Source organism: Ekhidna lutea, from assembly GCF_900188325.1.
In the GTDB taxonomy this organism is placed as follows: Bacteria; Bacteroidota; Bacteroidia; order Cytophagales; family Cyclobacteriaceae; genus Ekhidna; species Ekhidna lutea.
Genome location: NZ_FZPD01000007.1, coordinates 51,040 through 77,334, shown reverse-complemented (window position 1 = coordinate 77,334; position 26,295 = coordinate 51,040). Strand labels below are relative to the sequence as shown.

The window sequence follows — 26,295 nt, the reverse complement described above, 5'->3', positions numbered from 1 at the left end:
TTGATTAAATAGAAAATAATATGAAACTGATTATAAATAGATTATTAATCTGCACGTTTATTATAACGCTAGTAGGTTGTGGCGATTTCGATGACTTAAATGTTAATCCAAATGAGCCAACTGATGTGCCAGCGGGTTCATTGGTAACACAAGGATTATATCGTCTGCCAGATCTTTACTGGAGCAGAGATATGAACTTTGAGTATGGTATGTTGTTTGTTCAGCACCTTGCTCAGGATGAATATACGGAGGAGCAGCGGTACAACTTTACCCCTGCGGATTTCGATAACGGATGGAATACTACATTTGCTTCAATTCTTTCTGAACTAGATCAAGCTAAGACGTTGGTTGAAGCTGATGAAAATGTTCCTTCGGAAGCGATTAGAGCAAATCAAATTGCTGTGATCGATATCATGATGGCCTTTGGTTTTCAAATGGCTACTGATATCTGGGGAGATATGCCTTATTCTCAGGCGTTAAATCCTGATGAATTTCCTAAGCCTGCTTATGATTCTCAGTCTGCGATTTATGAATCTCTTATTAGTAATGTAACTGCTGCTGTTAATTCAATTAACACTGGAGCTGCTGGATTTTCTAGTGATGTAGATATCATTTATGGTGGTGACATGGACGGATGGCAAAAATTCGGAAATGCGTTGCTACTAAGAATGGGTATGAGAATAGCAGACGCTAACAGTTCACTTGCATCTAGTACTGTTTCTGCGGCGCTTAATGGAAATATCATTTCTTCAGTTGCTGATGAAGCTTCATTGGTTTATCTTAATGTAGCTGCACTCTCAAATCCATTTTGGTTTGATGCATCTCCAAATGGAGGTTCAAGGGATGACTTTAGAATTACTGATGAGTTACTAAGTACACTGCAGGCAATGGGTGATCCGCGTGAAACACTTTATGCAGATTCTACCGCTTCAGGTACGTATGTTGGTATGCCTTATGGACTTGGTGATAATGATGCATTCGCGTTGAAAGCTACAACTTCCAGATTTGGAGCAATGGTAAGACAGCAAAATGCACCAGCTTATCTTTTGAGATTTTCTGAAGTGAAATTCTTAGAAGCGGAAGCTATCGAGAGAGGATTTGTCACTGGTGTAGCTCTTACTGAGTTTAACGCTGGAATCACAGCTGCAATGAATGAGTGGGGTATCACTGATGCTACTACTATTAACGATTACATTGCTGCTAATCCTTATGATGCTGCCAACTGGGAGCAATCAATTGGACTACAAATGTGGTTAGCGCTTTACACGAATGGTTTGGAAGCTTGGGCTACCTGGAGAAGACTGGATCAGCCAGTACTTTCTGTGCCGGCTGCAGCTGTAGAGCCTTCTATTCCGGTTAGAGGTCTTTATCCTACGGATGAAGCAGCTACTAACCAGGAAAACCTTTTAGCGGTACCTTTCGATGATGCACTAGATACCAACCTTTGGTGGGACGTGAACTAAATTCATCATTTATATAGAATTGAAAAGGCTGCCAATTTTGGCAGCCTTTTTTTTGTTTGTCTCTTAACGAAATTGAAACACCTTAACAACTTAAAACATGAAAAAACCTGTGAAAAACACTCCCATAGGTTACTTAAATCATTTAAAAACGGTCAAGCTATTTAGGGAGGCCGTTCAAAGACCAATGAAATTGATAGTGTTTTTTAATAATCCATTCGAATCGATCATAGAAATAGTAGCTCTTATAACTTATAACTAACCATGAAATAGTACCTAGAGACTCTTGATTGCAAAGTCTGATGTCCTGACATTCCGTTTGTGTACTCGTAACGCAATAAATAGCCAAGCTTACCACTTCTCAAACCCAATCCAAATGCTGTTCCAAATTCATAGGATTTAATAGATTCAATGGCTGGTTCATCGTATTGTCTGGAAGTTGAATAAAATTGAATATTGTGTTGACTGGTATTGGTACTACTAATCATTAGAGAGTTAGTGATTCCAGATTCCAAATATATATTTGGATTATGCAAAATATAATACCTAACTAGTGTATTTAACTTCAGGTAGCTAAAATTAAAGTCACTATTTATTATCCTATAATCTTGTTCATTTGTGTAGTCTATATATTCTCCTGCTATTGAGTATGTTGTAATCAGGAGCTCATTATTTACTGACCATTTTTCCCTCGTTCTTGGTAAGATAAGTTCCAGAAACCCTCCAACAACTGGGTCAACGGAAGATTCACTATCCATTTGTGTATAGCGACGGTTGCTAGAACTTTTAAATTCAAGAGATGAAAGCGTTATACCTGCCAAAACTCCCGAATTGATCAGTTTGTCTTTTGATTTGGTTTCAGTTTTTACTTGAACTCCAAGACAGTTTTCGTAATAAATGGTAAACAACTTTATTAAACTATTTTGTTGATACTTTGTGTTGCTTAACTTCATGTTTTGATCGCACTCATTAAGATACTGATCTAGCTGATTTAAATAGATTTTACTTTCTAAGGCATAATTATTTCTATTTTCGGTTACATAATACCTCTTATACTTTAACAGTTCTATTTTATCTGTTTTAATGTAAAAGTTGGCTTTCCCATTTTCATGCTTGTAGATATAAAGCGATTTTTTTCCAGAGATAAGAACCCGTAAGAAAACAGAATCTGAAACAAGGTTCAGAACCGAATTTCGTTCCAATTCATCGACCTTAACAGAGCTAATTTCCCTATCAATATAAGCACTAATATAGGTGTCGCCACCAACCCTGAATTCTTTTACTTGAGAAGGGTTGTAAGAAATACTCTCTTTTTGAAGATTGGGTTTATAATTGATTTCTAATGGATTTTTATCCCAATTTTTGTAGTCGATGAAACCAATTATTGAGTCACCTGAATTGGTAATAATTATTCCTTCGATATAGTTTTTTTGTGAAAAAAGTGCCTGTGAAATAAAAAACATGAATAGACTGAACCCATGCTTTATATAGCTGAAATTTATCATTTTAGAATCGGTTTAGTAAAAAAGATTGCAAATATAGGTTAGGAGCTACCTCACAATCAATCTGCCGCTTCTATTTATTGATCCATCTATTTTATAGATGTACAGTCCATGCTGTAGGCCGCTTAAACTAATTTGATTAGTTGCAGCACCTATTTCTTCAATATGAAGAAGCGTTCCATTAAGGTTGTACAATAAAAACGTTCCCTTTTCTTTCGCATCAATTGTTATGGTCCCATTAATAGCTACAGGGTTTGGATATAAGCGATACATACTTTCTTTGTCCACAGAAAGAGGAACGATACCATTGAAGAAATTTTGAGCATACTCAAAGGCATCAACGCCTATTTCCTCGCCAATAATTCTTCCAGGAACATCATCAGCCGGTGGGTGTATACCACCCCAAATACGGGATAAGGAGGTTTGATCAGACGCATCTCTATAGGTCGCCCATTGTAGTGTCACATCTACACTAGGGCCTTCCTCAAAGACAAGAAATTCATTTTGTGGAGCAAGGAATTCTCCAATTCCACCAGGAAAATAGGGATCACCTGTTAAAAGAGTGAGTACTTCAGCAGCAGCTCGTGAAAATGTGCTATGGCCTGATACGTATCCAGCAAATGGTGGAGTAACGAATGTAGGCCTTTGGTATGGCCACCAATTTTCTGCAAGTATCCATCCGACACCTGCTATGTCTGTATCCGGATCAGTTATAAAGTCATGACCTCTCCAGCTATAGACTTTGATTTTGCCTACATGCTCATTTTCTGCACCAGCTAGTGGATCACCTTCTTCGACAACTTCAATATAGTTGTCTACTAGAGGGATGCCATTTACATGATAGTTGTCCAGCGTTTCATCACTACTTTGTCCTAACTCCGCCATTGCGCGTATGGAGGAAATGGGTCTGATGTAGTCATACCATCCTTTTATCCCCCATGCAGTAATAGCACAATCGTGCATTGCTCCACCTAGTGTAAAGTATGCCTTTAGATCATATTCCAGTTCAGAAATGATTTCGCCTTCACCTCCAAATCGTCTTTCAAACAGCTCATGATCCATGACATAGTTAAGGATGGTAAACCAATGTCCGGGAGGGGTTTCTGAATCCGGTCCATCAGCCCAGAATTCTGCAAGTACTCGGGTATAATCACCTTTTGGTACCATGTTAGGCTCATAAGGTGCATCTGTAAAGGGGTTCTTATCATGTCCCGTGCCAATATCACCGCCTTCAAGGTACTTGTAGAAGGAGTCATAGTTTTCAAAGGCAGTAGGGAAGCTGTCATTATTTCCAAAATTTGCAGGAGATATATCAATCAATTCCTCTTCTGCCAAGTGTGCTCCCCAGATAGAAACCATCGAGAATCCCCATTTATACTCATCGGACATTCCGGATCCATCCTCTTCTATATATGGAGGTGGTCCGGGATCATGATAAACCCAGTACTCATTTTCATCCCTTTCATAGATTGTCCTGTCTGAAGACTGCAATGAAAATGGTATGACAGAACCCCATTCGGGACTAAGGAAGTCAATAACACCTTCAGTTTCAGGGTTTCCCGCCTGGTCAATAAATTCATCAAAAAACAGCGGTTGCCATCTATTGAGGTCAATTATCACCGAATTACCAGGATCGGTTGGCACTAATGGTGGATTTACAGGTTGGTAATGTTTGTTGATATAGTCTTGTTCTTCATTGGAACCATCTATAAGTCCAAACTCAATATAGGATTGAGCAATAAAATTGCCTAAAGCAGCCGGATTTCCCTCCGAGAAGTCAGTTGAAGTGAAGGAGGTTTCGTATCCAAGCTCAGCCATAAGCTCATTTGCAGCAGTAAATGTTTTTTGGGTACCCGGGGAAAAGCTAAATCGATGTACTATCAGATTATAAGCTGCATAACTAATTGCTTCAACTCTTGCTTCTTCAATGTTTTCTTCGTTGTGAGAAAACTGAAGATCTTGTTTGTATGATTTAATGTATCGATTAAAAAGGAAGGGTACCGCTGTTTTATCATACATTGACCAGGCATCATACATAGCTGCTGAAACATGGAATAGATTTCTTGCATGTACGGTAGGTCTTGCAAAGTCATTCCTAATTGCCTCAAGGAGGACCTCATTCCACTTTCTCGCAACGGAATGTTCTTGCGAAAAAGAATGGAATGATAGGACTAGAATAAAAAGAGTGAGGTGAAGTTTTGTTTTACGCATAGTTTATTCACTTTCTAAATCGATATCATTCGCCCAGCAGGCGATGAGCTCAATTTCGGATGTTTCCAGGATAACACTTTGATGATCCTGACCGATTACTTCAGCTATTTCTTGTGAGTATTCTTCTATGGTTTCATCCATGGAGAGGTTTCGATTGCTTTCTGTGTCATGACATCCGGAGCTTGTGCAGTTGGCAACCAGTACTTCCTTTACTTGCTCAAGGGCTACACCGGATAAGACCACTGGATAAATGCCTAAAAAACAATCGCGATCATCTTTTACCCATACACTATACCTGCCCGAAGGAAGGTCCGTGAATGTATCATTGTAGGTATACTCAGCATTTTCACCAATTTGGTAACGGTAGGGTATTTGTCCGTTTTTGGCTATGACTTTTATCTTACCATTGCTTGTCCCACATCCGGAAGGTTCAGTTAGTGCTACGGCACGTACCGCTTTTTGGCTACCCAAAAATGTTCTGACTGAATCTTTGCAGCCATTGGCATCCTCAACTATAATACTATAGTATTGAGACTCAAGACCTTCAAAGAAGCTATGTGTTTGTGGGGGCTCGTTATTGAGTCTATAAGTGTATGGTTCTTTTCCTCCGGATGCAAATACGCTTAACCTCCCATTACTTCCTCCGCAAGATGAGTATTCTAATTCATCTAATTTCATGGTAAGATCATCACAGGAGAAGATTTCCTCTGATCCCTTTTCACAGGACAAAATGACCGCAGCTGCTATAAAAATCCACCTCTTCATATCAAAAACTAGGGAATACCAAAATTATATTACATTAACTTCATTAATAGAGGGATCAGCGGAAAATTTGTTAATATTTCACCCAATTGACGGTTGTGTCAGTGCATTGACCAAATTACGTAATTGATGGTCTTGGGGATCTTAGGTGGGATTTGATTTGTTAAGTTTAAATCTATGCTGAGATGCAAGCTTTTTACCGGGTTTATCATTCTATTCTTCAAAGTAGCCTTATCGCAGACTTGTTGCACTGGAGGTACGCCTCTTCTAGGGTCGTATGTGTTTTCTTCAGGTACAGCTCAGAACTGGAGCATTCATGGCACATTCAATCATAATAGTAACAATGATCTTGTTTCAGGTGAAAAAGAGTTGGAAGATTCATTCATCAAAAGAAGGGTAAGTGTTGCGATTACTCAGCTAGATTATGGATTATCAGATAATCTAATTATTTCATTGGTTGCGCCTTACTTATTTCAGGAAGAGACAGTCTCTCGGCAATCAAATAATACAAGGTATACAAATAATGGACTTGGCGACATTTCATTTTGGGGAAGATATCAACTACTAGGTTCAAACTATGATTTAGCAGCTGCCATTGGATTAAAATTGCCTACTGGCAGCACCAACACGGATGATGGAAATGGACTCATTCTTCCACAAAGTATGCAATCAGGAAGTGGCTCTGTGGACATTGGAATTAACCTCCAATCTACGTTTTACCTAAGAGCAGATCGAAAATATACTATTTCCAATCAGCTTGCAATAAAATACAACACGCAAGGGCGAAATTTTGAAGCTCACCCCAACTATCGCTTTGGCACTCAATACCAGGCTTTGAGCGCTTTTTCCTACCAGTACATTGTCAGTACATTCGTTTCCAATTTGTTTTTGGGAGGAGTCTATCAATACAGGGAAATGGATGAATTTGATGGCGGTTTTACAAATGAAAATACAGGCGGTCACTGGGTGAACCTGATGGCAGGTCAGACTTCTGCTGTTAATCAAAAACTGGATATTGGCCTGAACTTTATTCTTCCTGTTTATAGAAATTTAAATGGATTGCAACTAAGTACTACTTGGCAAGGTTCTATTATAGTGAGCTATAAATTATTAAGAAGAGATGATTCGAGCACTTTTGATTCTTTGTAGTGTTGGTGTTTTGTTCTCATGTGGTAGTGATGACAAAGAGATAACACCCTCAATTCGTGACCCTAAGGTTGTTGGGGTGATTAATGATGAAGTAGGGGGTGTGCCTGTTGTAATATATGCGGATGCCCCCAAACGATTGATAGTAGCATACCAAAGAGAAACGACTATCTCGAATGAATTACTGGAATTTACTCATTCAGACAGTGGGTATCCAGTCATCTTGCAAGACCAGCATGGGAACGAATATGACATTGGGGGCAATCTGGTAAATTCAGATATGGAAATTGCCTTAAAGCCTATTGATCAAGTAGCCGGCTACTGGTTCTTCTTTCCTTCATTCTACAAAGAATTACATTTCCACAGTGGACAAACAATCGCAAATCCCAATTTTGGAAATAATCGGGAAGATTGGCTGGTAAATACAGATTTTATTTTTTCAGGAAGTTTCAGGGATGGCATTCCTTCTATTGATGAACCCAAACATGTAAGGTTGGAAGGCAGAGCTTTAATAGAGAATGAATTTTACTCAGGTTTGGATGAAGAAGAGCTGGTTGTTGTAGTCAAATCAGGTGAGCAGAATTACATATACCCTCATCGCATACTTGAGTATCATGAAGTATTAAATGATAATATAAATGGCAACCCGATTGTTTTGAGTTACTGCCCTCTTACAGGCACTTCAAAGGTTTGGAGTAGAAATATTCTTAATAAAGAAGTTGAGTTTGGAGTGTCTGGGCTTCTTTATAACAACAATCTTATTCTCTATGATCGAACAAGCGAAACCCTATGGTCTCAGATTTTGAGCCTCGGGATTAATGGAGAATACATCTCACAAGAAACATCCGATATCACCTTGTTAGAAATGTCTGTAAGTTCAGTACAATCGATGAAAGGAGTCAATAATTATTTGACTACTGAAACGGGCTTCAATTTTGATTATTCCAGTTCGCTTTACGACAGCTACAAGACAGATAATCGCGTTTCATTTCCCCTGTCTCATCAAAACGATCTATTACATCCCAAAGAGCGTGTTCTTGGAATACCCTTTGGCGAAAATGTGAAAATATATCAATTCTCAGATTTTAAGAACAACTAATATTTCAGTGATATTTAACTTACACTAAAAATATTACTCATGCCTAATCTTTTAAGACCAAGTATTGTACTTGTATGCATAATTGCCCTTCTGGAATTGCCAGCGCAATCTCCCTATGAAATCATTGAAAATGTCAGCTCGGAGAGAATTGAAAAGGATATTCAAACGCTTGTATCATTTGGAACCAGACATACAATGTCAGAAACTGAATCGGATACAAGAGGGATAGGAGCTGCCAGAAGATGGATCAAATCCGAGTTCGAAAAAATTTCAGAGGCATGCGGTGGTTGTTATGAAGTATCAATGCAACGAACATTAGAGAAAGGCAATGCTAAAACAAGAATTACAAAAGATACCGAGGTTGTCAATGTGTTGGCTATAAAAAGGGGAACAAAGTATCCCAACAGGTATGTGGTGATGGCAGGAGATATTGATAGTCGTATATCCGATCCACTTAACTATACAGATGACTCTCCTGGTGCTAATGACAATGCATCCGGAATGGCAGGTGTTATAGAAGCCGCCAGAGTCTTGTCAAATTATGAATTCGAAAGCTCAATACTTTTAGTAGGGCTGTCTGGCGAAGAGCAAGGGCTTTACGGAGGAAAACATCTTGCGGCAAAGGCAGTAGAAGAGGAGTGGGAAATTATCGGTTTTTTAAATAATGATATGATCGGGAATATCGAGGGAGTGGATGGAGTGATTGATAATCGCACTTTTCGAATTTTTTCAGAACCAACTAATCCAACCGATACTGATTTTCAGCAAAGAATGAGAAGGTATTACGGTGGAGAGGTTGACGGTATTTCCAGACAGCTAGCCAGATATGTGTATAAAATGACAAAAGCCTATATGCCGGAAATGAATCCAAAGATGATTTACCGGCTTGATAGATTTGGTCGTGGAGGGCATCACAGACCTTTTTGTGATGCTGGATTTGCTGGGGTAAGAATTATGGAGGCGCATGAAAATTACACTCAGCAGCATCAGGACATTCGGGAGGAAGATGGAATAAAATATGGTGATGTGATTGAGCATGTGAATTTTGATTATGCCTCAAAACTCACCGCTGTTAATGCGATTACACTAGCTGCTCTTGCATCTGCCCCTTCAGCACCAAAAAATGTCGCAATAGGTGGAGCTGTACAGCCTGCAACGACACTGTATTGGGATGAAATTAATGATGAAAACCTTGCAGGGTATAAGGTCTACTTTAGAGAAACTACTTCACCCACATGGGATATGTCCTACAATGTAGACAAAGACAAAACCGAGTTCACTCTAAAGGGGATCGTAATTGACAATTACTTTTTTGGAGTGTCTGCGGTTGGAAAAGACGGCAATGAAAGTCTGGTTGTTTTTCCGGGCGAGGTTAAGCGATAAAATCGCAAAATGGTAAAAAAGCCCTAAACTGTTCAAACGGTTTAGGGCTTTTTTATGCTGTGACTTTGTGCCTAAATAGTCGATAGAACCACACTGAGGATGCTTTACACACGATTTATGAAAAAGGTTGCACCAATTACACCTCCCTTTTTTTACAATTAATTGATAGGTCAAGTCTTTAACATTAGAATTTATTCAACAAAATAAATTTTATGAAAAAAACTTACCTAGTATTAGTGTTATGTCTTTTTGCTGTCTCAGGACTGATGGCACAAAGGACAGTAACGGGTAAAGTCACCGATGATAACGGTGAGGGTATTCCCGGCGCAACGGTTCAACTCAAAGGAACCACTAGCGGTGTAGTGACCGATATTGATGGAAGCTACACTTTGAACGTCTCCGACGGAGATGTATTGATGATCTCGTTTATTGGATTTGTCACTCAGGAAATTGATGTGGGAAACAGGTCTGTAATTGATGTTTCTTTAGCCACAAACTTTACGGAACTTCAAGAGGTCGTGGTGACGGCTATTGGTCTCACAGCTAAAAAACGTGATCTTGGCTACTCTGTACAGGAAGTAAATAGCGAGGAAGTAGACAGAGCCAATGAAGTGAATCTGGTGGCTGGTCTGGCCGGAAAAGCAGCCGGTGTTCAGGTGACAAGTTCAGGAGGAACGGCCGGTGCAGGTGCCCAGATTAGGATACGAGGTAATTCTACAATTCAAGGGTCTAATTCCCCATTATTTGTAGTTGATGGTATTCCTATTGACAATAGCACATTCACCACCGCGGATTCACCTGAAGATGCTATATCGAATTTGGGTTCTGGTGGGGTTAATAATTCGAACCGAGCGATTGATTTAAACCCAAATGACATTGAGAGTCTTACAGTTTTAAAGGGGCCGGCTGCAACCGCACTCTATGGTGTAAGGGCTGGTAATGGAGCTATTCTCATTACCACCAAACGGGGACAAAAGGGCGCTGCAAGAATCAATTATTCATTTGGAATGACCTTCGATAAGGTAAATAAGCTTCCAGAGCTTCAAACAACCTATGCTCAAGGTAATGTGGTAGGAGGCGTACCAACATTTGAAGGACCTATGACGGGATCTTTTACCGGTAATAGCTGGGGTCCTAGAATAGATGAGTTGAGATATGCTAATGAACCCTCTATATGGGATCCAAATGGATTAATAGTTCACTCTTCAGATCCAAGAGCTACAAGCAGGGTGGCCAAGGCATACAATAATACCGAAGCTTTTTTTGAAACTGGGGTTACCGCAAATCACTATTTGAGTGCGAGTGGTGGTACAGATAATATCAACTATTATATCTCAGTAGGCTATTTGAATCAAGAAGGTATTATCCCAAATAATACGTTTGAGCGAACTTCAGTGAAAGCGACAATTTCATCAAACCTAACAGATAAATTGAAAGCGACATTCTCTTCAAACTTTATCAACAGTGGAGGAATAAAAGTTCAGAATGGGTCAAACACCTCTGGCGTAATGCTTGGCCTTTTACGCACTACTCCTTCTTTTGATAATAGAGGTGGTGTCAACCCAGCAAAAGATCCATCGGCGTATCAATTTGAAGATGGTACCCCGCGAGCCTATAGAGGTCAAATTGGAGGAGGAGCGATCTATGACAACCCTTATTGGACTGTATTCAAAAACTTTATGGATGATAATGTGAACAGAATCATTGGGTATGGTCAACTCAGCTATGAGTTTACAGACTGGTTTTCCTTAAACTCGAGAGTTGGGCTGGATCAATACTCTGATATCAGAAAATTTAGAAATGATATTGGTTCAGGATCTTTTGGTGTTGGTCAGGTAATCAACCAGGCAATCACAAACACTGATTTAAATGTGGATGTTTATGGAACCCTTCAGAAAGAGCTAAGCTCATCCATCTACATAAATGGAACCTTCGGATGGAATTATTACGACAAAAAAGTGACCAATCGACGTGAGGATGGACAAGGACTTGCCTCCCGCGGCTTCTTCAATGCAGCCAGTGCTCAGAGCTTTAGCGTGGTTGAAAGACCACAAGCGAAGCAACTATATGGTGTTTATGGGGATGTGAGAATCTCCTATCTCGAAACACTGTATTTGAATATTACAGGTAGAAATGACTGGTCTTCAACTCTAGGATCAGCCAATAACTCTTTCTTTTACCCTGCGGTAGCTGTTGGGTGGGCATTTACTGAGAATATTGATTTGGGTAGTGCGCTTCCTTACGGTAAAATCAGAGCGTCTTATGGTAAGGTAGGTAATGATGCACCATTTGGTTTTACAGCTTCAACTTTCACACAAGCGAGGGTGCGGGATGGCTGGACCACTCCAAATGGAGTTCTGTTCCCAGCACTTGGCACCAACTCCTTCATTCCGAATAATATTCTAGGGAATCCTGAATTGAAACCTGAGTTTACCACAACTTTTGAGGTAGGAGCAGATTTGAAGTTCCTGAATGGTAGAATCACTACTGATATTACCTATTATCGATCATTGACTGAAGATGCGATCATTAGTGTGGACCTTCCTTATACTACTGGATTTGCACAAACAGTAATTAATGCAGGAGAAATTGAGAACAATGGTATTGAAGCAGTTATTACTGGAAGTGTGGTTAGAACCGGGGATTTTGATTACGAAATCGGATTCATTTTCAACAAATATGAATCTATCGTTAATGAAATAGCACCTGGTCTTGACGTAATCACAATAGATCCTTTTGGTACGCAGCGTATCCAACAGGGTGAACCCTATGGTATTTTCTTCGGAACCAGATTCCTTCGAGATGATCAGGGTAGAATGGTGATCGACCAGAATACCGGTATGCCACTGCAAAATCCAGTAGATGGTAAAGTGGGTGATCCAAACCCTGATTTTACACTTGGATTCAGAAATACATTCAGCTATAAAAACATCGAGCTGTCAATGCTCTTTGATTTTAGACAAGGCGGAGATGTATACAATGGTACCTATGGCGTATTAAATGGATTTGGTGTTGGAGCAGCAACGCTTGATAGGAATGATAGGGTCGTTTTCCCTGGAGTTGCAGCTGATGCAGACGGTAACCCAACAGAGTCAATTAATACGCTGGAGGTTGTGAAAGGCGGAACAGATGGCGGTACCAACTTCCATCAAAACTATGGGTTCGTAAACCTCGATGAATTGACGGTACAAGATGGCTCATGGATTCGATTGAGAGATGTGAATATTTCTTATCGACTGCCACAGTCAGTTGTTGATGGCCTTCCTTTTTCGGCCATTACCATTAATGCGAATGCACGAAATGTATTCTTGATTACTGATTATACAGGGATTGATCCGGAAACCAATTTGACTGGTGCGGCGAGTAACGTGTTTGGATACGATTACTTCAATAATCCAAACACAAAAAGTTATGGGTTCAAGCTAAATGTGACCCTGTAGTCCAATAAAAAAGATAATAAGATGAAAATAAAAGTAATATCTATATTGACTTGTCTCGTTTTGATTACCAGTTCGTGTGATTTTGACGAAGACATAAATGTAAGCCCGGCAACCCCTGGAGATGTATCTGCACAAGCGATTGTGCCTGCAGCACAGGCTGGTATGGCATGGGTGATTGGTGGTGAGTTGGTTCGCTTAAGCGGATTATTCACACAACAGTTTGTAGGAATTAATGCACAGCAGGCCGATAATTATCGGTACCTATGGGTGCCAGCAGATGGGGATGGAATCTTCTTAAGGATGTTTGTTTCTACTTTGCAGCCATTGGTGATAATTGAAGAAAAAGCTACCGCTGAGGAGTCAAATCACACTTCAGCTATGGCTAAAATTCTTATTGCCCACGGGCTGGGTTCGATGACTGATATGTTTGGTGATATTCCGTATACCAATGCGTTTGGTGCCAGATCAGGAGAACTTCAACCAACATATGATACGCAGGAAAGTATATACCAGACCATTCATAGCTTGCTTGATGAAGCAATTACTTTGCTAAATGGCCCAGCAGGTGTTGGTCCGGCGTTAGGAAGTGATGACCTGATTTATGGTGGTAACACAAGCAGTTGGATTGCTGCAGCTCATTCTTTAAAGGCGAAGTATTATTTAAGGCTAACCAAGGTGAGTAACACTGCCTATGCCGATGCGGAAGCTGAATTAGCCGATGCAATTTCTTCTTCAGCAGGTGATTTGCAATTGAATTTTGGTACTTCCCCAAATGAGCCTAATCCGGCATATCAGTTTTCACAAGATAGAGGTGGAAATATAAACATCGATCCATTTTTCTTTGGAATGCTTAACGGCTTGAATGACCCAAGGCGATCGGCTTTATTCCTTACTGATGCAAGCACTCCTTCGGGTTATTCGACCACTTTTGATGCGGGGACATTTTATACGAATATCAATGCACCGGTTATCATGACAAGCTACACTGAAATGAAATTCATTGAGGCTGAGATCGAATTAATGGGTAATAATGATGTGGTTGCGGCTCAAGCAGCATTAGCTGAAGCAATCGGTGCTTCAATTACAAAGCTCACGGGAGCAAATGATGCAGCTTATGTTGCGGCTAATTCTGATCTTGTCAGTCTGGCTGACAATGCAGCGCGTTTGGAGCAGATTATCACGCAGAAGTACATAGCCATGTATTCGAATGGGCTTGAAACATGGACGGATTATAGGAGAACCGGATATCCTAATTTGACTCCAAATTCAAATGGTATAAACTCTTTTAATTTGAATGGAGAGATTCCAAGAAGGGTTTCATATCCACAAACGGAAATTGATTTGAACAATGCAAATGTTCCAATCAAAGATGGAAATCTTCAGACTCCTCTTTGGTGGGATAACTGATTAGATTAATTAATATAAAAGGCCGGATTTTTAAATTCCGGCCTTTTTTTGTTTTCCGTCAATAAAGGCTATTTCAAAATCTGAGCGGTGTGATCTTTGGTCTTCACCTTTTCTATTACCTCTTCAATCTTCCCTTGTTCATTAATTACAAAGGTTGTTCTAACTGTGCCCATATATTCTCTACCCATAAATTTCTTTAAATCCCAGGTGCCGTAGGCTTCATGAACTGACTTATCCTCATCTGCTACAAGCTTAAAAGGAAGTTCATGTTTAGCAATAAACTTCTGATGGGATTTTTCACCATCGCTACTAACACCCAGTACTTCGTATCCTTGCTTTTGCAACTCCTCATAATTATCTCTTAAGTTACAGGATTCAGCTGTACAGCCCGGAGTGTTGTCTTTCGGGTAGAAGTATAATACCACTTTTTTACCCTTATAATCAGATAGCTTTATTGGATTGCCATCCTGGTCTTTGCTTTCAAAGTCTGGGGCATTATCGCCTGGTTTTAATGTGATCATAGTTCCTTGGTATAAATCGTTCCGTTATTCGAATTGTCAATTACTTCTAACATAAACATTCCTTTGAATGGAATGTTTTCATTTAGCTTTTGCGACCAAATCAGTTTACGCTTTGGCTCGTAATGCATCAGCACAAATTCACCGTTTATTGTTGCCTTAAAGCTTTTGATTCCAGAGAGGTCATCATCAATCCTGAATTTTAACTGATCCTCATTGGCCAATTTCAGATCAATGGATGGGGGAATGGAGTCTTCTAAAATGGTATAGGAAACCAAATCACGGGTCGAAAAGGTGATATCACCGCCTTGCCACTCTCCACCCATAAAATTTCTTCTCCTTCCAAACACTGAGTATACCGCTGCTTTTTCTTCATCATAATCAAGCTCTGGTCTCAGGGTGATTTCCATATTCGATCGAATAGGTTGAGTTGCGTTTCTAAAATGAAAAAACTCTTTTTCCTCAAGCGTATCAAGCTCTTTTTCAAATGCCAGGTATAGCGTATCGAATAGAGATCTGTGTTTGAGATTTAGCATAAACTCATTTTGCACATAGCTAATTTCTTGATTTGATGGAATTAGACCGACCAGATGAGTAGGTTTGGTTTCTCCATCAATAAATAAGCTCTTTGGAGTTCCATTTCTCAAGTCCCAGATATAGTATTTGTCATCGCCTTCTTGTGCGTATGGCTCCAATGCAGTCCATTCTTCCAGCATTACAGATCCCTGCTGACTTGATTTAAAATGAAGGTAATTGCCAATTTGTTCAGGTTTATTCAGTTTAGGTTGATTGATTACTGCTTCACTGTTAAGCAGAATTCTTGATGTGGAGGTATTTTTATAACTATCCTCTGTCTCGATCAATATCTCATTTTGATCATCAAAAGTGATACCTCGGTTTACTTTCGTATAAATATTGTGTTCATTTCCATCGGCCAGGTACAGCTTGTTGAATCTCCTGCTTCCTCTTTTGTAGGCAGGGTAGTTATAATGAACTAGCACATTTCGTTGTTTTCCGAAAGAAAAGGCTTCTTTATGTTCTGAAAACAGGGTGTCACCATCCAGCTGGAATGTCGTTTTCTTTATCCCATTCTTATTAGGGATACCATCCATTGGGTCATAAGAGTAGATTTCAACACCAATTTTGCCCTTTAGATTGATTGGTTCTTTTGTTTGATACCAGCTGGGTGTTTTGATCAGGTCAAATTCATACCTTCCAAAGAATCCATTAACACGAGCCTTATGATCCAGCGTTACAAAAGCAACCTTTTGTACAACAGGAGCAATATTGTCCCGGATTTCATCAAAACCCAGCGTTAACACATCGATCGGTCGATGGTTGGGATCTCGAATTTCAAAATGCAGATGAGGCCCGCTAGAACTACCTGTATTTCCTGAATACCCAATGATGTCGCCACGTTTATATGCAAACTGATTAGTTTCCGGAAACAGGTCTACTTCGAAGGATTCTTTTCTGTATTGCTCCTTAAGCGCCCACTCGGCAATTTTTGGATCAAATGCTTCCAGATGGGCATACACTGAAAATGTCCCGTTCGGGTGTTGCATATAAAGCGCGTATCCATAGCCGGAAGCGGATACTTTTATGCGTGAAATGAACCCATCAGCTACCGCATAAATGGGAAGGCCTGTCCGTCCTCCCGTTTTCACATCTATACCCGTATGAAAATGAGAACTTCTGATTTCACCAACGGTACCAGCCAGGTAATTTTGTTGACCCGGGTTTATAGGAAATTGATATTTAACTCCATTGAACTCCTGTCCCTGGAGCGTGAAAAATCCAATTAATAAAAGGTATTTGATGCAGTTTCTCACTCAGCTACTTTACTTCAAAATCAAACATTTGATCATCTTCCAAATATCCTACCAAATGATCTCCAACTGAAACAGGCCCAACACCTTTAGGTGTTCCTGTGAAGATGATGTCTCCGGTTTTCAAAAGAATGAACCGTGAAACATACGAAATGATTTCATCAATTGGCCAGAGCATCAGACTGGTGTTTCCGTTCTGGACTTCTTCACCGTTTTTCTCAAGCCGGAAGTTAACACCAGTCATATCTCGTTCACCTTTGGGAATAAATTTTGAGATTGGTGCTGAGCCATTAAAAGCTTTCGCTATTTCCCAAGGGTGGCCCTTTTCCTTGACTTTTGTCTGCCAGTCACGTGCTGTAAAATCAATGCCCAATCCGATCTCATCATAGTATTGATGTGCAAACTGTTGATTAATAGATTTTCCTTCCTTCTTGATTTTGACAAGTATTTCAACCTCGTGGTGAATGTCTTTGGAAAAGTCCGGATAGTAAAAAGGCTCGTTGTTTTTAAGAAGTGCAGTATCTGGTTTCATGAAAATGATGGGATGCTCCGGGCGTTCATTCCCAAGTTCTTCGATGTGTTCAGCGTAATTCCGGCCGATGCAGATAATCTTCATAGTCAAATTGTATTGACTCAAAAATATACATGATTTAGGGTCATTCAGAACTTGTTTCTGAATCTTTTATGGAAGGGGAAATTTAGATTTGATTGAAGCGAGTTAGTGAACGAGAACTTCTTCTATCTCTTCTACTTCCACGTACCCTGCAGCGTTGACGGATTTTAATTTTACTGCTTTTACCTCATTGATGAGAATAGGGTCATACTTTGCTGCTACACGCACATAGTTTTCAGTAAAGCCATGCATAGTGCCATCCTGAATGTCTTCTTCGAAAAGAACGTTAAATTCCTGACCCAACTGCTGCTCATAAAAAAAACGACGTTTCTTCTCGGAGAGTCCACGCAGCATTTTGGAGCGCTCATTGCGAACCCTCTGATCAACAACTCCATCCATGTCTACCGCTTTCGTATTTGGACGTTCCGAGTAAGTAAATACATGCAGGTAAGAAATGTCAAGTTCATTTAAGAAGTTGTAAGTTGTAAGAAACTCTTCTTCCGTTTCTCCGGGAAAGCCAACAATGACATCTACACCAATGCAGCAATCTGGCATCAGTGACTTGATTTTTTCTACCCTGCTTTGATACAAATCGCTGAGATAACGACGATTCATTTTCTTCAAAATATTGTCACTCCCTGATTGCAATGGAATATGAAAGTGAGGTACAAATCGTTTAGACTGAGCCACAAACTCAATCACTTCATTGGATAGCAGATTTGGCTCAATCGATGATATACGAAAGCGGTTGATTCCTTCAACTTCATCGAGGGCTTTAACCAGATCTATGAATTTCTCTTTTCTCCTTCCGTCCTGTATGCCAAAGTCTCCGATGTTCACTCCGGTAAGCACTACCTCTTTTACTTCAGTTTGTGCTATTTCTTCAGCTTGAGCTACAATATTGGCGATAGTGTCACTTCGGCTTTTACCTCTGGCTAGTGGAATGGTACAAAAGGCACATCCATAATTACATCCATCCTGTACCTTTAGGAATGTTCGGGTACGATCGGCAATGGAATAAGATGCATTGAAGGCTTTTGCTTCTTTAATTTCAGAGGCGAAAACTCCGCCTTTGGTGAAATCATTCAGATAATCAAATAGTCGAAATTTCTCTGCAGCACCCAAAACGGCATCTACACCGGGAATTTCAGAAATCTCTTTTGGTTTCAGCTGAGCATAGCAACCTATGATAGTCACAAAGCTATTTGGAGATATTTTTTTTGCTTCTTTTACAATCTTCTTGCACTTCTTGTCAGCATTTTCAGTGACCGAGCACGTGTTGATGATGAAGATGTCAGGAGTATCTGTAAAGTCAACTTTTGCATAGCCTTTATCCTCAAACATCCGTGAGATAGAGGATGTCTCAGAGTAATTTAGCTTACAGCCCAGCGTATAGAAAGCGACTTTTTTCATCGGGAGCGCAAAGTTAAGATGAATAAACTTTAAGAAGAATCTGAAATGGGATTATTAAAAGTATTGCTATCTTAAAAGGTCATCGGCCAATTAATTCTATGAAGCAATACTTTCAAATTGCACTTGTGCTAATGTGTACATCCCTTTTTGGTCAGAAGAGGGAATTGGATAGCCTTATTTCTGAATTAAAGGTCTCCCAGGAGGATACTACCAGGGTCTTACTACTTCTTAAAATCGGGTTTCGATATTATCAGACCTCTCCGGACTCACTTATCAAGTATACACACCAGGCTATGGAGCTAGCTGAGGAACTTAATTATAAAAAAGGAATGGCCAATGGATACAATAACCTAGGCACGCTTGCATATTCTCAATCGAATTTTGAGGAGGCTAGAAGGCACTATCACACTTTCCTTGAGTTATCCGAGGAACTTGGTGATTTAGAAGGAATGAATCGCGCATTGAACAACATTGGGATTGTTAATAAACTTCTTGGCAATTACTCTCAATCACTGGAATATTATCAGTGGTCTCTTCAAGTCAAGGAGCAAATAGGTGATTTAAGCGGAAGGGGTGGAACATTGAATAATATGGGGCTTGTATATCATGAATTAGGAGATTACAAGAAAGCACTGGAGTGCTATATTGAATCCATTCAAATAAAGGAGGAGTTAGGAGATAGGGAAGCCTTTGCAACTACCTATTCGAATATTGGATCCATTCATAAAGAAACTGGTGATTATAAGCTTGCAATGGAATATTATAAAAGGTCTTTGGAAATTGACTCTTCTTATAATAAAACAATTAGGGTAGCCACACTTTATCAAAATATAGGAGAAGTTCATTTTGAAATGGGACAGTATGATTCCGCTATGAATTTTTATGAAGCCAGCCTTGAAACTTCTAAGAATCATGGTAGTAGAATTCTGGAAGCTAATTTGAAAATTGACATTGGAAGATTGCATTTGCAAAGAAGAGCTTATGAACTGGCGTTGAACAATTTTGAAACTGCTAGGCACATTTATACTGAAATAGGACACAGAATTGGCGTTAGCCAATCACAGCTATATATTGGGCAGGTATATAAAGGTCTAGAGAGCTACGGATACGCAATTGCTATGGGCCAAAGAAGTTTAGAATTATCCAAGGAACTCAAGGTTAAGAAGGAAATTAGCCAGGCAGCTCAATTGCTCTATGAATCTTATCAGGGAATAGGCGATTATGAGAAAGCATTTGAATACTCCTTGTTGCATAAAGCTTACCGTGATAGCATCAATCAGGACACACATGCTAAAGAGATAGCTATGTATGAGAATAGGTTTGAGATGGAGCGAATCTCAGCTGAGAATAAAATGCTGGCAAGTCAGAACGAGCTCAACCAGGCTGAATTAGAAAAGAGCCGCCTCCAAATTCAACGACAAAATTTGTTGATATATGGAGGCACCATAATGTTTCTCCTTTCCTTAGGGACGATGTATATTGGATACCGATATTATAAGTCAAGAAAAAGATCAATTGAGCTACTGAAGAGAAAAAATAGAGAGATAACACTTCAATCAAAAATTCTTGCTGAGCAGGCAGACGAACTGATCAGAGTAAATGAGGAAATTCAAAGTATAAATGAATCTCTCGAGGCTGAAGTAAAGAAAAGAACAAATAAAATTCAGGCGCAGAATGAGAAGCTCAAAGAGTATGCATTTTCAAATGCTCATCATGTTCGCGCTCCTTTGGCTCGGATTCTAGGCATCACTGCTCAACTAAAGTCGAGCGACCCATTAAATGAAGAGCAAAGAAAACAGCTCAATGCAAGTATTCTATCCTCAGCGGAGGAGTTGGATCAGGTGATTCGAAAGGTGAGCGAAATTCTTAAACCCGAAGATTAGGTTTTTTGAACCAACTCATGTTGGAGTCTTGCTGAATAAGTATTAGACTACCATAAACGATTCTTTACATTGCGATTTAATCTTATCAAATGATAATTCACAACGGAGATCATCTTACGATAGAATATGAAAAAGAAGCTCATCGCTATGTGATGTTTTGGCATAAGCCACCTTCCCATTTTAAGGAATTTCAAAAGGAAATGTTGGTTTACAAAAAGTATTTTATTGAGAATGAGATTAAACAAGCTTTATGGCTACATAAAAACTACAATCTGGCTTTGACGGAGAAACAACTTGGTTGGGTGCAGGAAAATATAAATGTGCCATGTTCTGAGACAGCAACCAAAGTCGCTTTTGTCGTTGGGGAGGACGCATTAGTCCATTTAATGGTCATGGATCACTTTGATGATAACCCGATTGATAGTGAAGTGAGGCATTTTTCTTCGGAAGAAAGGGCACGTAAATGGTTGGATTATGACAAACAAGAGTTCAATGCATCTGGAAAAACCAAAATCACATTTGAGGGTGAAGATGAAAATGGACACTCTGTTTTCACAGTGAAAACACCTTCTACAAGTGTGATCAGTGCTCTAAAATCCTTCAAGTACTTATCCGAAGAGGGAGAATTTGTAAAACATCATATGAAGCAATATTTGCTTTTGACTCCACGAGAAAAGCAAGTATTAATTATGATGGCGAAAGGGATGACCTCTAAAGAAATAGCTTCTGTATTGTTTCTATCTGTTCACACGGTTGCTACACATCGTAAAGCCATCAATCAAAAGCTCGAAATCACTTCCGTGATGGAGGCAAAACAGTATGTTGATGCGTTTCAGCTCTACTTTGAGTGATTAGAGCAGAGGTTCTAAATACTTCCAAACTGTATCAGCCACTATTTCATGTCCCTCAGGAGTCGGGTGAATGCCATCCGATAGATTTAGTTCTGGGTTTCCGGCCACACCTTCCAGTACAAATGGAATGAGTGTTGCATCATTTGCCTCAGCTAGTTTAGGAAATATTTGACTGAATTTGTCGCTATAGCCTTGACCAAGGTTTGGTGGAACCATCATGCCCGCTATGATGATTTCAACCTCAGGGTTCTCATTCTTCACTGCATCAATGATATCCTGAAGGTTTTTTATGGTTTCGTCTAAAGGTAAACCACGCAAGCCGTCATTGGCACCCAATTCCAGAAAGAAAATATCCGGAACCGTTTGTAGCACCCATTCAATTCGGCTCTTACCTCCTGCGGAGGTTTCTCCACTGAGCCCGGCATTGATGGTTTTGTAGTTCAAGCCGAGTGAATCAATCCGCTCTTGAATAAGTGCAGGAAATGCCTGATCCATATCCAGTTGATAGCCTGCGGTGATGCTATTGCCAAAGAATAAAATCACCTTTTTTTCTTCAGCTGGGCTCTGAACTTCCTTTGTGGCCTTCTGATCTGAGGACTCATTGTTACCAGATTCCTGAGTACTACCACAACCGATCAAAAGTAGAGTAAGCAGTATGTTTCGAATGTATGTCATAGATTTAGCGTACGAGTCCCCATTGGATGATGTATTTGACCAAACATGGAAGTTACAAACATGTGGGTGGGCTTTTCGTTAACTAGTTAAAATTTTTACATGTCGAACGGATCATCAATTTTAGAAGTTTCAACTCTTTCCAAGTCATTCAAAAGCGGTTCCAATGAAATCCAGGTGCTTGCCGACATTGAGTTTCATGTAGAAGAGGGCTCCTCACTCGCTGTGGTGGGCCCATCCGGAAGTGGGAAAACAACCTTACTTGGACTATGTGCCGGGCTAGACCGACCAACTACAGGCTCAATTACGCTTAATCACATTTTACTGGATCGGCTAAACGAGGATGAGTTGGCACAGGTCAGGAACCAATTTGTGGGATTTGTTTTCCAAAATTTCCAACTGATTCAAACACTGACCGCACTAGAGAATGTAATGATCCCATTGGAACTGAGAGGGGTGAAGACAGCAAGAAAACAAGCCAGTGGGCTATTAGAGCGGGTAGGCCTGGGTGAACGAATGAGCCATTACCCTTCACAGCTATCCGGAGGAGAGCAGCAACGGGTAGCTATCGCACGGGCATTTTCCAATGAACCTAAGATCCTTTTCGCTGATGAACCTACAGGAAATCTCGATGAAGAAACCGGGACATCTGTGGAGGAATTGCTTTTCGAAATAAACAGAGAAAAAAGCACCACCCTTATTTTGGTGACACATGACATGGAGCTGGCGGAAAAGACGAATCAGATCATTCAATTAAAAGGAGGGAAGATTATTGATCATCGAAAAGGTAACAACGAAGTTCATATGAGAACTGCAGCTTCTTGAAATGATGGATAAGAAAATCAAAATAGAAGAAGCAAAGTACAGCCGATCATGGCCCTGGAAGATGGCCTGGCGCGATAGCAGAAAAAGTAGAGGCAAACTCCTGCTTTTTATTGCTTCGATTTCACTTGGGATTGCGGCGATGGTTGGCATCACTTCCTTTAGGGAAAACCTGATGGATGAAATTGATAAGCAGGCGCAAGAGCTGGTAGGATCAGATGTGCGGATTCGAGGAAGAAGAGACCTGGCCGATACCGTTTTACAATCCTTTCGATCCAAAGCCGCCGATTTTTCTAAGGAAAACTATTTCGCATCGATGGTCCTGTTTCCTGAGACCGGAGGTACCCGACTTGTGCAAGTACGAGCACTTGAAGGAGCCTATCCTTACTATGGAGATATTGTCACCAAGCCAATAGAAGCTGCCGATCAGTTTCAATCCGGAAAGTATGCATTGGTAGATGAGAAGCTGATGATCCAGTATGATGCGCAAGTGGGCGATAGCTTAAGTGTGGGTGCTGTCAATTTTGAGATCATTGGTATGATCACTCAAATACCCGGGCAAACGGATGTCTCAGCCTCCATTTCTCCTGTTGTTTACATTCCTCATCAATACCTGGATGCAACGGGCTTAATTCAGAAAGGAAGCCGTGTTAATTATGTGCATTATTTCCAGTTTTCAGAAGAGGTGGACTCAACTGGCTGGGGAAAATTGGCAGCTAAGACTGAGAGTAAAGGCTTTGATGTAGAGACCATAGAGGAAGAAAAACGGGAGACCGGTGAAGATTTTGATAACCTATCCAATTTTCTGGAATTGGTGGCATTTACAGCCTTACTCCTTGGTTGCCTTGGTGTTGCAAGCTCCATTTATGTATATGCGAAAGGAAAAGTGCAGTCGGTTGCTGTGCTCAGATGTCTGGGTATGAAGGCAAAACAGGCAGTAGGTGTGTACCTCATTCAGGTTTCCTTATTTGGACTCATAGGTTCCATAATTGGGAGCATACTCGGGATGGTCATTCATCTCTACCTCCCGGCAATCGTTCAGGATTTTATTCCGATTGATATAGTTCCTGTGCCATACTGGCCTGCTGTGCTGGTAGGGGTGTTGATTGGAATCGTGATCTCCCTGATGTTTGGATTACTTTCACTTATTAGTCTCCGAAACATCAGTCCACTTTCAGCCATACGATTAGGTTTTGGAGAGAGCAAGCTCAAGTTTGATAAGTACTTAATCCCTATTATCGGTGGTATACTTATCTTCATCTTTCTATCTGTTTATTGGCAGATTCAATCATTCACTCAGGCACTTGCCTTTTCAGGAATACTGATCGGCGCTATCCTTTTTCTCGGCGCAATGGGAAAGGGGATTAGCTGGCTTACCAGAAAATTGATCCCTGAAAACCTTTCCTATGTTTGGCGACAGGGATTCTCCAATCTCTACCGCCCAAATAACCAGACAGTCATTCTCATTATGGCACTGGGACTGGGGACGGCCTTTTTAGCTACGCTGTACTTCATGCAGGACTTATTGGTGCAGCGAGTATCCTTATCTGCCGCAAATGACAGACCGAATACCGTACTTTTTGATATACAGTCCAGCCAACATGAGGCTGTAAAAGCAGTTACCAACGAATATAACTTACCCATTATTCAGGATGTGCCAATTGTAACGATGCGGTTGCGTGAAGTGAAAGGGTTCACAAAAGATGAAGCATTCAATGACACAACCGTTTCCATTTCAGACTGGGCTTACAGTCGGGAATATCGGGTGACTTATCGGGATTCATTGATTGATTCGGAGACGATTGTGGAAGGGGAGTGGATTGGTCAGGTTCGCAATGATAGTATTTTCATCAGTATTGCCGAATCGTTTAAAGACAACCTCGATATAGAACTGGGAGATGAGCTTTTGTTTAATGTACAGGGCGCAATCATAAAAACCTATGTGGGTAGCTTCAGAGAGATAGACTGGCGCAGGGTACAGACCAATTTCATTGTATTGTTTCCGGAAGGTGTATTGGAGCAGGCACCACAGTTTCATGTCCTGGTAACCCGCATCGATGACATGATAACTTCTGCGAAGTATCAGCAGGCAGTGGTGAAGCAGTTTCCAAATGTATCCATCATTGATCTTGAACTGATATTGAAAACATTGGAAGATGTGTTGGGCAAAGTGGCATTTGTGATTCAGTTTATGGCCTTCTTCAGTATTGGTACGGGCATCATTGTCATGATCAGCTCAATCATCCTCAGCAAGTTTCAGCGGGTGCAGGAAAATGTACTTCTACGCACACTTGGAGCTTCAAAAAAACAACTCTGGACCATCACCATTGCTGAGTATTTCTTTTTGGGAAGTCTTGCAGCTATCAGCGGCATCTTTCTGGCCGGTCTATTCTCTACACTGCTCGGTCAGTTTGTGTTTGAGTTTACTTTCATTCCAAACTTTGTCCAGATGGTTACGGTGTTCTTCTTAGTGACCGGAATGAGTGTGACCATTGGTTTACTTAATAGCAGAAGTGTGGTGCGACAGTCACCGTTGGAGGTGTTGAGGAGGGAAGGGTAGTTTGATTTGAAGATTGGACGATTTGGAGATTTTTTTGATTGGACTAATGTCTTCAATTACCTAACCGATTTGGATTCTTACGGTTGGGCCACAGCAATAAGACATTCACTACCTTCTTGTCATAGGAGTAAAAGATAGTTGTATGTTTTGAGTGTTGAAATTCTTTAGTCCCCGGTTTTCTTTGGGAATCTTTATAAATGCGTGGGTTCTGACTTATCTCTATCAGAATTCTTCTAATCGGATAAAGAATTTTGATATTTCCTTGTGTGTCCAGTTTTCTTAATATGCAATGATCTCATCAAGTTGATTTTTGGCCTCATCCGTCCAGACAATTTCTAAAGCCATTTTTCATACTTTTTTCGAATTTGTGAGTGGTAGGTAACCTTACCTTCTTTTACTTGTTGCAGGGATTTATCGAGTGCATCGTTCAACTCTATTTCATCTTGAAGGATCGCCTCTATCTTATCAAGATCATTTTCATTCAGATGCATGATCTTTTCAATTACCGAATATTTTCGTTCCTGAATACTCATATTACAAATTAACGATTTTTCATGGAATCATTTCAAATGATTGACTTTCATTGATATCATTATTCAAACAACTTAAAATCAAAGTGCTTATGTATCAACTTTTTGCCATTGTTGGTCTTGTGACCAACAATTTTTTATTGAGGGGATTAACTGATTTGTGTGATGGATTTAACATTCAGGAGGATCGTCGG

19 protein-coding genes are annotated in these 26,295 nt (G+C 40.2%); 10 read left to right on the top strand and 9 right to left on the bottom strand.

Annotation, left to right across the window (positions count from 1 at the left end):
• The first annotated feature begins 20 nt into the window (after positions 1 to 20).
• A complete protein-coding gene (locus CHB71_RS17945; RefSeq protein WP_089358344.1) occupies positions 21 to 1,463 on the top strand; it encodes a SusD/RagB family nutrient-binding outer membrane lipoprotein in 1,443 nt (480 codons plus the stop codon).
• 242 nt (positions 1,464 to 1,705) lie between these two features.
• Here CHB71_RS17945 and CHB71_RS17940 read toward each other — a convergent pair whose 3' ends face one another.
• The 3 genes from CHB71_RS17940 to CHB71_RS17930 are packed head-to-tail and all read right to left on the bottom strand — an operon-like array spanning position 1,706 to position 5,938.
• A complete protein-coding gene (locus CHB71_RS17940; protein WP_089358343.1) occupies positions 1,706 to 2,965 on the bottom strand; it encodes a hypothetical protein in 1,260 nt (419 codons plus the stop codon).
• A gap of 45 nt (positions 2,966 to 3,010) precedes the next feature.
• Positions 3,011 to 5,173: a DUF6851 domain-containing protein gene (locus tag CHB71_RS17935; protein ID WP_089358342.1), complete on the bottom strand. Its 2,163-nt coding sequence runs from the start codon at positions 5,171 to 5,173 to the stop codon at positions 3,011 to 3,013.
• Positions 5,174 to 5,176: 3 nt separating this feature from the next.
• Entirely contained in the window at positions 5,177 to 5,938 is a 762-nt protein-coding gene (locus tag CHB71_RS17930; protein ID WP_089358341.1) for a SprB repeat-containing protein, read from the bottom strand.
• A gap of 174 nt (positions 5,939 to 6,112) precedes the next feature.
• Here CHB71_RS17930 and CHB71_RS17925 point away from each other — a divergent pair, with 174 nt between their 5' ends.
• The 5 genes from CHB71_RS17925 to CHB71_RS17905 all read left to right on the top strand — a co-directional run bounded on the left by CHB71_RS17925 (position 6,113) and on the right by CHB71_RS17905 (position 14,410).
• A complete protein-coding gene (locus tag CHB71_RS17925) occupies positions 6,113 to 7,084 on the top strand; it encodes a transporter (protein ID WP_144017486.1) in 972 nt (323 codons plus the stop codon).
• Positions 7,056 to 8,180 carry a DUF3179 domain-containing (seleno)protein gene (locus tag CHB71_RS17920; RefSeq protein ID WP_089358339.1) on the top strand — a complete coding sequence of 375 codons (1,125 nt, stop codon included), beginning with the start codon at positions 7,056 to 7,058 and terminating at the stop codon, positions 8,178 to 8,180. Before CHB71_RS17925 ends, CHB71_RS17920 begins: the two co-directional genes overlap by 29 nt.
• 39 nt (positions 8,181 to 8,219) lie before the next feature.
• Positions 8,220 to 9,563 carry a M28 family peptidase gene (locus CHB71_RS17915; RefSeq protein WP_089358338.1) on the top strand — a complete coding sequence of 448 codons (1,344 nt, stop codon included), beginning with the start codon at positions 8,220 to 8,222 and terminating at the stop codon, positions 9,561 to 9,563.
• A 212-nt stretch (positions 9,564 to 9,775) separates the two neighbouring features.
• Positions 9,776 to 13,003: a SusC/RagA family TonB-linked outer membrane protein gene (locus CHB71_RS17910; RefSeq protein ID WP_089358337.1), complete on the top strand. Its 3,228-nt coding sequence runs from the start codon at positions 9,776 to 9,778 to the stop codon at positions 13,001 to 13,003.
• Positions 13,004 to 13,024: 21 nt separating this feature from the next.
• On the top strand, positions 13,025 to 14,410 hold the full coding sequence (locus CHB71_RS17905) for a SusD/RagB family nutrient-binding outer membrane lipoprotein (RefSeq protein ID WP_089358336.1): 1,386 nt from the start codon (positions 13,025 to 13,027) through the stop codon (positions 14,408 to 14,410).
• 68 nt (positions 14,411 to 14,478) lie between these two features.
• On the opposite strand, the gene bcp is transcribed toward CHB71_RS17905, so the two are convergent.
• The 4 genes from bcp to mtaB form a co-directional block, all read right to left on the bottom strand.
• Entirely contained in the window at positions 14,479 to 14,931 is a 453-nt protein-coding gene (gene bcp, locus CHB71_RS17900) for a thioredoxin-dependent thiol peroxidase (protein WP_407918766.1), read from the bottom strand.
• The gene (locus tag CHB71_RS17895) at positions 14,928 to 16,760 is read right to left on the bottom strand and encodes a M23 family metallopeptidase (RefSeq protein WP_089358335.1); all 1,833 of its coding nucleotides are present in this window, start codon (positions 16,758 to 16,760) and stop codon (positions 14,928 to 14,930) included. The genes bcp and CHB71_RS17895 overlap by 4 nt, the downstream gene beginning before the upstream one ends.
• A 4-nt stretch (positions 16,761 to 16,764) precedes the next feature.
• The gene (locus CHB71_RS17890) at positions 16,765 to 17,373 is read right to left on the bottom strand and encodes a fumarylacetoacetate hydrolase family protein (protein WP_089358334.1); all 609 of its coding nucleotides are present in this window, start codon (positions 17,371 to 17,373) and stop codon (positions 16,765 to 16,767) included.
• 102 nt (positions 17,374 to 17,475) lie between these two features.
• Positions 17,476 to 18,783 carry a tRNA (N(6)-L-threonylcarbamoyladenosine(37)-C(2))-methylthiotransferase MtaB gene (mtaB, locus tag CHB71_RS17885; RefSeq protein ID WP_089358333.1) on the bottom strand — a complete coding sequence of 436 codons (1,308 nt, stop codon included), beginning with the start codon at positions 18,781 to 18,783 and terminating at the stop codon, positions 17,476 to 17,478.
• Positions 18,784 to 18,881: 98 nt separating this feature from the next.
• Between mtaB and CHB71_RS17880 the strand changes: the two genes are divergently transcribed.
• Positions 18,882 to 20,666, top strand: a complete 1,785-nt coding sequence (locus tag CHB71_RS17880) for a tetratricopeptide repeat protein (RefSeq protein ID WP_089358332.1) — start codon at positions 18,882 to 18,884, stop codon at positions 20,664 to 20,666.
• A gap of 89 nt (positions 20,667 to 20,755) precedes the next feature.
• Positions 20,756 to 21,517, top strand: a complete 762-nt coding sequence (locus CHB71_RS18950) for a response regulator transcription factor (RefSeq protein ID WP_221406764.1) — start codon at positions 20,756 to 20,758, stop codon at positions 21,515 to 21,517.
• On the opposite strand, the gene CHB71_RS17870 is transcribed toward CHB71_RS18950, so the two are convergent.
• Positions 21,518 to 22,192 carry an arylesterase gene (locus tag CHB71_RS17870; protein WP_089358331.1) on the bottom strand — a complete coding sequence of 225 codons (675 nt, stop codon included), beginning with the start codon at positions 22,190 to 22,192 and terminating at the stop codon, positions 21,518 to 21,520.
• Between the two features lie 99 nt (positions 22,193 to 22,291).
• On the opposite strand from CHB71_RS17870, the gene CHB71_RS17865 reads away from it, so the two are divergent.
• Together CHB71_RS17865 and CHB71_RS17860 are read left to right on the top strand one after the other, a co-directional pair.
• The gene (locus CHB71_RS17865) at positions 22,292 to 23,014 is read left to right on the top strand and encodes an ABC transporter ATP-binding protein (protein ID WP_089358330.1); all 723 of its coding nucleotides are present in this window, start codon (positions 22,292 to 22,294) and stop codon (positions 23,012 to 23,014) included.
• 1 nt (position 23,015) lies between these two features.
• On the top strand, positions 23,016 to 25,571 hold the full coding sequence (locus CHB71_RS17860) for an ABC transporter permease (RefSeq protein ID WP_245811362.1): 2,556 nt from the start codon (positions 23,016 to 23,018) through the stop codon (positions 25,569 to 25,571).
• A 335-nt stretch (positions 25,572 to 25,906) separates the two neighbouring features.
• On the opposite strand, the gene CHB71_RS17855 is transcribed toward CHB71_RS17860, so the two are convergent.
• Positions 25,907 to 26,104, bottom strand: coding sequence for a hypothetical protein (locus CHB71_RS17855; protein ID WP_089358329.1), 198 nt, complete (start codon positions 26,102 to 26,104; stop codon positions 25,907 to 25,909).
• Positions 26,105 to 26,295 lie beyond the last annotated feature (191 nt).

Coding starts and splice junctions, on each gene's coding strand:
- CHB71_RS17945 (WP_089358344.1), top strand. CDS start 21: ATGAAACTGATTATAAATAGATTATTAATCTGCACGTTTATTATAACG.
- CHB71_RS17940 (WP_089358343.1), bottom strand. CDS start 2,965: ATGATAAATTTCAGCTATATAAAGCATGGGTTCAGTCTATTCATGTTT.
- CHB71_RS17935 (WP_089358342.1), bottom strand. CDS start 5,173: ATGCGTAAAACAAAACTTCACCTCACTCTTTTTATTCTAGTCCTATCA.
- CHB71_RS17930 (WP_089358341.1), bottom strand. CDS start 5,938: ATGAAGAGGTGGATTTTTATAGCAGCTGCGGTCATTTTGTCCTGTGAA.
- CHB71_RS17925 (WP_144017486.1), top strand. CDS start 6,113: ATGCTGAGATGCAAGCTTTTTACCGGGTTTATCATTCTATTCTTCAAA.
- CHB71_RS17920 (WP_089358339.1), top strand. CDS start 7,056: ATGATTCGAGCACTTTTGATTCTTTGTAGTGTTGGTGTTTTGTTCTCA.
- CHB71_RS17915 (WP_089358338.1), top strand. CDS start 8,220: ATGCCTAATCTTTTAAGACCAAGTATTGTACTTGTATGCATAATTGCC.
- CHB71_RS17910 (WP_089358337.1), top strand. CDS start 9,776: ATGAAAAAAACTTACCTAGTATTAGTGTTATGTCTTTTTGCTGTCTCA.
- CHB71_RS17905 (WP_089358336.1), top strand. CDS start 13,025: ATGAAAATAAAAGTAATATCTATATTGACTTGTCTCGTTTTGATTACC.
- bcp (WP_407918766.1), bottom strand. CDS start 14,931: ATGATCACATTAAAACCAGGCGATAATGCCCCAGACTTTGAAAGCAAA.
- CHB71_RS17890 (WP_089358334.1), bottom strand. CDS start 17,373: ATGAAGATTATCTGCATCGGCCGGAATTACGCTGAACACATCGAAGAA.
- mtaB (WP_089358333.1), bottom strand. CDS start 18,783: ATGAAAAAAGTCGCTTTCTATACGCTGGGCTGTAAGCTAAATTACTCT.
- CHB71_RS17880 (WP_089358332.1), top strand. CDS start 18,882: ATGAAGCAATACTTTCAAATTGCACTTGTGCTAATGTGTACATCCCTT.
- CHB71_RS18950 (WP_221406764.1), top strand. CDS start 20,756: ATGATAATTCACAACGGAGATCATCTTACGATAGAATATGAAAAAGAA.
- CHB71_RS17870 (WP_089358331.1), bottom strand. CDS start 22,192: ATGACATACATTCGAAACATACTGCTTACTCTACTTTTGATCGGTTGT.
- CHB71_RS17865 (WP_089358330.1), top strand. CDS start 22,292: ATGTCGAACGGATCATCAATTTTAGAAGTTTCAACTCTTTCCAAGTCA.
- CHB71_RS17860 (WP_245811362.1), top strand. CDS start 23,016: ATGATGGATAAGAAAATCAAAATAGAAGAAGCAAAGTACAGCCGATCA.
- CHB71_RS17855 (WP_089358329.1), bottom strand. CDS start 26,104: ATGAGTATTCAGGAACGAAAATATTCGGTAATTGAAAAGATCATGCAT.